This is a genomic window from Candidatus Frankia alpina, from assembly GCF_902806485.1.
Lineage (GTDB): Bacteria > Actinomycetota > Actinomycetes > Frankiales > Frankiaceae > Frankia > Frankia alpina.
Map to the genome: position 1 here is coordinate 1 of NZ_CADCWT010000246.1, position 6,497 is coordinate 6,497.

At 71.6% G+C, this 6,497-nt stretch carries 7 protein-coding genes and 1 tRNA gene; 2 read left to right on the forward strand and 6 right to left on the reverse strand.

Annotation, left to right across the window (positions count from 1 at the left end; translation table 11 throughout):
* The first annotated feature begins 270 nt into the window (after window positions 1–270).
* Entirely contained in the window at window positions 271–492 is a 222-nt protein-coding gene (locus tag G6R25_RS19770) for a site-specific integrase (RefSeq protein WP_235949166.1), read from the forward strand.
* Window positions 493–615: 123 nt separating this feature from the next.
* Here G6R25_RS19770 and G6R25_RS19775 read toward each other — a convergent pair.
* The 6 genes from G6R25_RS19775 to G6R25_RS27945 all read right to left on the reverse strand — a co-directional run bounded on the left by G6R25_RS19775 (window position 616) and on the right by G6R25_RS27945 (window position 5,735).
* Window positions 616–699: transfer RNA gene (locus G6R25_RS19775), tRNA-Leu, on the reverse strand.
* 1,455 nt (window positions 700–2,154) lie between these two features.
* Window positions 2,155–2,646, reverse strand: coding sequence for a thioredoxin-dependent thiol peroxidase (bcp, locus tag G6R25_RS19780; protein ID WP_163554149.1), 492 nt, complete (start codon window positions 2,644–2,646; stop codon window positions 2,155–2,157).
* A gap of 183 nt (window positions 2,647–2,829) precedes the next feature.
* A complete protein-coding gene (locus G6R25_RS19785; protein WP_163554150.1) occupies window positions 2,830–3,660 on the reverse strand; it encodes a DsbA family protein in 831 nt (276 codons plus the stop codon).
* Window positions 3,644–4,183, reverse strand: coding sequence for a MauE/DoxX family redox-associated membrane protein (locus G6R25_RS19790; RefSeq protein ID WP_136448207.1), 540 nt, complete (start codon window positions 4,181–4,183; stop codon window positions 3,644–3,646). Before G6R25_RS19790 ends, G6R25_RS19785 begins: the two co-directional genes overlap by 17 nt.
* Window positions 4,183–4,968, reverse strand: a complete 786-nt coding sequence (locus G6R25_RS19795) for an SCO family protein (RefSeq protein WP_235949169.1) — start codon at window positions 4,966–4,968, stop codon at window positions 4,183–4,185. The genes G6R25_RS19790 and G6R25_RS19795 overlap by 1 nt, the downstream gene beginning before the upstream one ends.
* On the reverse strand, window positions 4,959–5,735 hold the full coding sequence (locus tag G6R25_RS27945) for a hypothetical protein (protein ID WP_235949172.1): 777 nt from the start codon (window positions 5,733–5,735) through the stop codon (window positions 4,959–4,961). Before G6R25_RS27945 ends, G6R25_RS19795 begins: the two co-directional genes overlap by 10 nt.
* A gap of 59 nt (window positions 5,736–5,794) precedes the next feature.
* Between G6R25_RS27945 and G6R25_RS27950 the strand changes: the two genes are divergently transcribed.
* The gene (locus tag G6R25_RS27950; RefSeq protein WP_235949174.1) at window positions 5,795–6,136 is read left to right on the forward strand and encodes a hypothetical protein; all 342 of its coding nucleotides are present in this window, start codon (window positions 5,795–5,797) and stop codon (window positions 6,134–6,136) included.
* Window positions 6,137–6,497 lie beyond the last annotated feature (361 nt).

Here is a 6,497-nt window from a genome sequence, read left to right on the forward strand (position 1 = left end):
CATGACCGCGGCCACCACCATGACCGCGGCCACCACCATGACCGCGGCCACCACCATGGCCGCGGCCACGTGACACGGTCATGCAGATTCCGCGGAACCGCCCCCGACCCGGCCGCATCCCACCTCCACCCGACGATCAAGGTGTTCCGCGGAACCGGAACCGGAACCGGGCAGAATCCACTTCAGTCCGACCCGGTGAATTAAAGATCAGTAGACGATTGACGCTCTATACGACTGTCTACGGCTGGTCGGAGGAGGGCTATCTGGTCCGTGCCGAGCGGGGCGGCCCGCCCCCTGGCCGCGACCCCGTACGACCTTCGGCACGCCTGCCTGTCCGGCTGGCTGAACGCCGGGGTGCCGGCCACGCAGGTCGCCGAGTGGGCCGGGCACTCGTTGCAGATGCTCCTGATCGTGTACGCGAAATGCGTGGATGGTCAGGCGGAAGTGTCGCGTGCGCGGATCGCCGCCGCGCTGGAGGCTGATCATGGTTGATGTCTCGGGCAGGGCTCGGACACAGGTTGCTGCCGCTGGCTGCCGGTCCCCGTAGATCACATACCCACTCGGAAATGCCCCCTGGCCAGCGCATTCACGGGGTTCACCCCGCCGAATCGCGGATGGTGCGGGAGGGGGGACTTGAACCCCCACGCCCTAGGGCGGCAGGACCTAAACCTGCTGCGTCTGCCATTCCGCCACTCCCGCGTGGTTTCCAGGGTAGCGAGGACTGGCACCACGGTGGCATTGCGGTTCTCCGAAGCGTCGATCGGCGGTCACCGTGCGCTGTCGGGCCGGTCCAGATGTGTCTTGTTGGGTCCGCGAAGTTTGGGGGGATGGGGGTCGGAGACGTACAAAACGGCCAACAAGGCTCCCGTGGTCGGCCAGCTTCCTTCGTCCGACGGTCGCCTTGCCGACAGGTGCGGCAGCCGCGCTGTCGCCAGCCCGACCCGCACGGGCGGTCGCCCGGCGGCAGGCTGGTGCATGCGCCGGTCCACCCGAGGACGACTGGGAGACGACAGCAGATGACCACGACGGAGGCCCCAGGCATCGCCGCGACCACCGACACCGCGAGTACCGCCGACACCCCGTCCACTGCCGTCGCTGATGGTGTCGTCAACGTCGCCGGTGGCGGATCTGGCTCGGATGACCTGTCGGCCGACAACGCTGGTGCCGGCCCCGCCGATGGTCCGTCCGACTCGGGCGGCCCGCCGGCGGGTGCCGTCGACTCTGAGGTCGACCAGGGCGTTGGAGCAGGCGCTTCCCGGCGGCATCTCGCGGCGGCGGGTGCTAGGGCGTCGGGTGCGGCGGCGGCCGGCCTGGCCGCGCGGACCGTGTCCCGCCTGGGGCGGTCCGGGCCGCGGCACGCCGCCCAGCGTGCCCTGCTCGAACGCAATCGGGCGTTGACGCTGATCCACTCCGGGCAGGCGACGACCGCGACCGTCGACACCGTGTGTGACACGGGCGTGCGGGTGAACGGCCGGGCCGTCGCCGAGGTGCACCTGCTCGTCGATCGGCCGGGGGGCGCGCCGTACCCGGTGGTTCGCAGCGCGGTGCTGCCCGACGCGGACATGGATCTCAGCCGCGCGGCGACGCCTCGTCCGGCCGGCCGCGGCGCATCCCGGTGCTGGTCGACCCGCGGCGACCGGAGAACGTGCTACTGCGCTGGGACCTGCGGCCGGCAAGCTAGGCGAGTCAGTTCGGATCGTTCTCGTTACTCTAGGTATTTATCCACTAGTTCCGTCGGCGCCGCGCGGCTATTGCCGCCCGTCTGCCCGTCTGCCCGTCTGCCCGGTTTCCGGCCAGATTGCTGCCAGATGGTGCCGAGGGGTAGTCACGGTTTTTGGCATGAAAACCGTGACTACCCCTCGTCATGATTCCGCGCATAACTGGTCACAGAAAGATATGAGGGGTGTGGCGGCCAGTGGGCACACCGAGCCCTGCGGCGACCCCCCGTCGCCGATCAGATCCCCACGGCCACTGACCATTTAGGGCTTCCTCGTCTGGGCCCCGCGGGCCAACCCCGGTGCGCTGTGTGCGCTTCGCGGTTGTCCAGAGGGTTCCGTGTCCGTTTCGTTTCTCTGGATAAGCAGGCGGAGCCCGGCAGGCGGCGGGGCAGGCGGGGCGGGTGGAAGGCGCGGGTGAGGACGCGAGGCGGGCCGGTCAGGCGGTGGCGAGGTTGAGGTCGCGCAGGAGTTTGGCGACGTGGCCGGTCGCGCGGACGTTGTACTGGGCCACCTCGACCCGACCGTCGGCGCCGATGACGAACGTCGAGCGGATCACGCCGACGGTCTTCTTGCCGTACATCGTCTTCTCGCCGAACGCGCCGTAGGCGGCCAGGACGCTGCGCTCCGGGTCGGACAGCAGCGGGAACGTCAGCGACTCGTTGTCGCGGAACTTCACCAGCTTCGCCGGCTTGTCGGGGGAGATCCCGAGGACGTCGATGCCGGCGTCGTTGAGCTGGGCGAGGCTGTCCCGGAAGTCGCATGCCTGCTTCGTGCAGCCCGGCGTCGACGCGGCCGGGTAGAAGTAGACGACGACGCGGCGGCCCCGGAACGACGACAGCGACACCTCGTTGCCGTCGGCGTCGGACAGCGTGAACTCGGGAGCGGGGTCGCCGGGGGCGAGACGGGCGGCGCTGGCGGTCTCAGTCATGGCCCGAAAAGTAGTCGTGGCCTGCGCGCAACGGCAAACCACCCCGCCCGCCGTGGCCTGGGAGCAGGACGCGTAGCCGCGGCCGGCCGTCTCGTCCGCGGTGAGGAGACGGCCGGGCGGCGGCCGATCGGGTCGCCGGATCGGGCGGCCCGGCGACCCGGTGGATCGGGTTGGGGCGCCGGGTCAGCTCGCGGCGGTGACGGCGGCGCGGAAGCCGCCGGGGGTCAGCTGGGTGCCGGAGAGCTGCTTGCCGTCGACGAGGACGGTCGGTGTCTGGGCGACGCCGGCCTTCGACGCGTCGCTGTCGATCTTGGCGACATAGCCGTCGTAGGTGCCCTTGTTGACGGCGTCCTTGTACGCCTGCGAGGTCAGGCCGGCCTTGGTGCCGAGGGTGAGCAGGGTGTCCTTGGCGAACCCGCCGGTGTGCTCCTTCGGCTGGTTGGCGTAGAGGACGTCGTGGAGCTGGCGGAACCTGCCCTCGTTCGCGGCGGCGGCGGCCGCGTTCGCCGCCCGCTTCGACTCGGGGCCGAGGAACGACATCATGTGATAATCGATCTTGATCTTGCCCTGGTCGAGCAGGGTGCGGATCGTCGGGCCGGTCTGCGTCTCCAGCGCCTCGCAGGCGGGGCACTGGAAGTCCTCGTACATGTCCACCGTCACGGGGGCGGACGCCTGGCCGACGATGATGCCGTTGTGGCTCCCGGTGGCCGCGGCCGGCAGCACGACCGGCTTCGACTCCTCCCGCGAGTTCTGCACGGCGAAGCCGATCACGCCGACGACGATGAGCACCACGACGACCACCCCGGCGACGATCAGGTTGCGGCGCCGCCGCTCCTGAGCCGCTGCCGCAGCGCGGGCGGCGGCGGCCTTCGCCCGCCGGTCCTCGGCGCCCGCCTTGTCTCGCCGGGCCGGGGCCGTCCCGCCGCCGGAGCCGGGACGGGCCGTGGGTTTGGTCGAGGTCGGGGCGTTCCGGCCGGTCTCGCCCTTGCCGCGGGTCTTAGAGTTCGAGGCCATCTGCGTCACTCCCGGAACGATCGTTGACCGGTTGGTCGAGGAGGCGGTCCACGGCGAGGTAGCCGTCGGGCCGCCAGGCGAGCAGCGTGGCCGCGACGAGCAGGAGGCTGTCGCGGACCAGCTCGGAGGTGTAATGCGTAGGGGCGTCGGCCGTCAGGTCGCCGCCGGAGGAGAAGCAGCCGCAGTCGATGCGCAGGCCGCGTGCCGCCGCCGAGGCGATGGCCGCAATGTAGACGGCGAACATCAGCGCCGACACCAGCGCGGTTACCCGCACCGCGAGCCCCACGATGAGCAGCACACCGAGAGCGATCTCCAGGAACGGCACGCTGTAGGCCACCGGCTGCACCAACGCCTCGGGCAGGATGCGGAACGCCCGCACCGAGCGCAGCATGCCGTCCGGATCGTTGACCTTCAGCAGACCGGCGACGAGCCAGACGGCGCCGAGGGCCAGGCGCAGGACGGTGGAGATGCTTCGGCTCGCCGGCTGCATCGGCGTGGTGAGACGGTAGGCGATTGTGTTCATCACCGGGCTTCTGGTCCGGACCGCTCGGCGGTCAGCTTGGGCAGGTCGTCGATGTACGCCTGGACACCGGTGCCCGCCAGGTACAGCGCGCGGATCCGGTCGTCCCGGGAGAAGGCGATCACCTGGGAGCCGTGGGTCACCAGAACGGAACCGTCGGCCTGCACCTCGGGCTGCTCCAGGGGAACGCCGAGGGCTTCGGCCTGGGTGCGGATCCGGTCGAACGTGCCACGGACACCGATGAAGGTCGTGTTGAACTGCTTAAGCCAACGACTGAGAACCGGCCCGGTATCCCGATCAGGATCGGTCGTCACGAAAACGACCGCGATCTGCTGTCGTACGTCCGGTTTGACCTCGGTGAGCGCTGCGGAGATGTCCGCCATCGTCGTCGGGCAGACATCCGGGCAGTGGGTGTAGCCGAAGAACATCAGGGTAATTTTCCCTTTTGTCCGTTCCCGCAGGTCGAAGGGATTTCCATCGGTATCGGTCAGGTTCAGGGCGGGTTTGGCCAGCTGCTGCGCCGGGACGGTGCCGTGCAGCCCGTCGTTGTCGCCGTCGCCCGCGTGGACGACGGTCACCCCATTGTTCGTGCCGGTACCGGTACAGGCGGTGACCAGCAACATCGACGAGACGGCCAACGCCGACCCGAGGACGCCGAGCAGCCGCTTCGGCCGGCGTCGACCGGCCGACGCGGCTCGCGGGGATGGTGCAGCGGGCGGAACCGCATGGCGGGAGGGAGACCGGCCGAGGCGGGTGGGGACCTCGTGATGAGAACGGATCAGGGACATGACGCTCTAGGAGCGGGCGCCACGGGCGCGCGCGGGATCGCCGTCGGCCGGCGGCGAGCGTGATCACATGTGATTGCCGCGGACGCGGTGGACGACGGGCTGACGGGGCGGAACGGGACACGCGGCGAAGGAACAGGCGACGGCGGCACGGCCCCCCACCCGGCCCACGGCGCAGCCGGGTCAGGCCGCGGTGACCCGCCACGGCGCATCCCGGAACGATCGCTGGCGCCCGGCGCCGGCGGGCCGCGCCGGGCGACGGCGTGCCGCAGCAACAGCAGGCGTGGTCGCCGCTCCGCCGAGCCGGCCCGCCGGGTCCGAGCGAGCCGCGGGGCGGGCGCCGAAACCGGCGAGATCGCCGGAAGCACGGGCAGCCGGCGCGCCAGCAGGCGACCGGCGGCAGCCAGAGCCTCCGCGCCCCGCCGGGCCCACCAGAACATCAGCGCCGCGGCCAGAGCGTGGGCGAGCAGCATCGCCAGCGCGGCCGCGACGGCCGAAGCGGACCCGGAGCCGGCCTCGGAGCTGGAGCTGGAGCTGAGCATGGTCAGGCCGCCAAGGTGGCGGTGACCCGCGGCCGATGCGTCGCCTGACCCGGTCCGGGCGGCGACCTGCCGGGCGGCCGCCAGCAGCGCCGGATCGATGTGCGCCAGCCCGGGGCTGGCCAGCTGCGACGCAGCCGCCGGCCCGGAGGGAAGCCCCGAGCCGACCGCTGTCCCGGCGGCGTGCACGGCCGGCGAGGCCCCGGCCTGGCTGCCATGGCAGAGGAGCACGCCGAGCAGGGGATCGCCGCCCGCAGCCCGGCGCCGTAGCCGCCGGCGGCGAGCGCCGCATGCAAGAGTCCCTGAACGGTGAGCAGACCGCCGAACGACCGCGGCCCGCCGATCCGACGCGGCTGGTGGCGAGCCCACGGGGCGGCCCGCCGCGCTGCCGTCACCGAACGGACGGTCTCGGCCGAGGCGGCGAGCAGGACGGTGACCAGCGCGACGAGGAGCAGCCGGCCGGGCGCGGGCACCTGGCCGGCGAATGGGAGATGGGCGAGCAGCGCCCAGGCCACCGCCGGCACAGCGAACGCGGCTCCGGCAAGCGCCCCGCGGGGGATCGCGCCGACGAGCACCCGGCCGTGCAGCGGGTGGGATGGGCGCAGCGCGTGGGAAGGGTGAGGCGGGCGTAGCGGGTCAGGACTGGTCGGCCCGGGCCGACGCCCGCCCGGGTCCGACCGCCGCCGACCGCCACGCACAGCCATCAGCGTAATGTCCCGTGGCTCGAGCTCCCCGGCCAGTCCGGTCCGGCGTCGCCGAGCGGGTCGACGGCCGCGCCTGCGCCGCAGATACGGACCGTGGTCCGCGGCCGGGGGCAGGCGCCGAAGTGGGGGCAAGCCGGCACGCGGGGGCAAACGTGAGAGACCTCCTGGTGACCATGAAACGTAGCGGGCAGGCCCCGTCGTTCAGGGCGGGGTTGGCGCATCAACAACAGTGCCGGCCCGTCGAACAGGTGTGCTATTTTGATGGCTATGGGAAGCCGGGTGGTGAAGC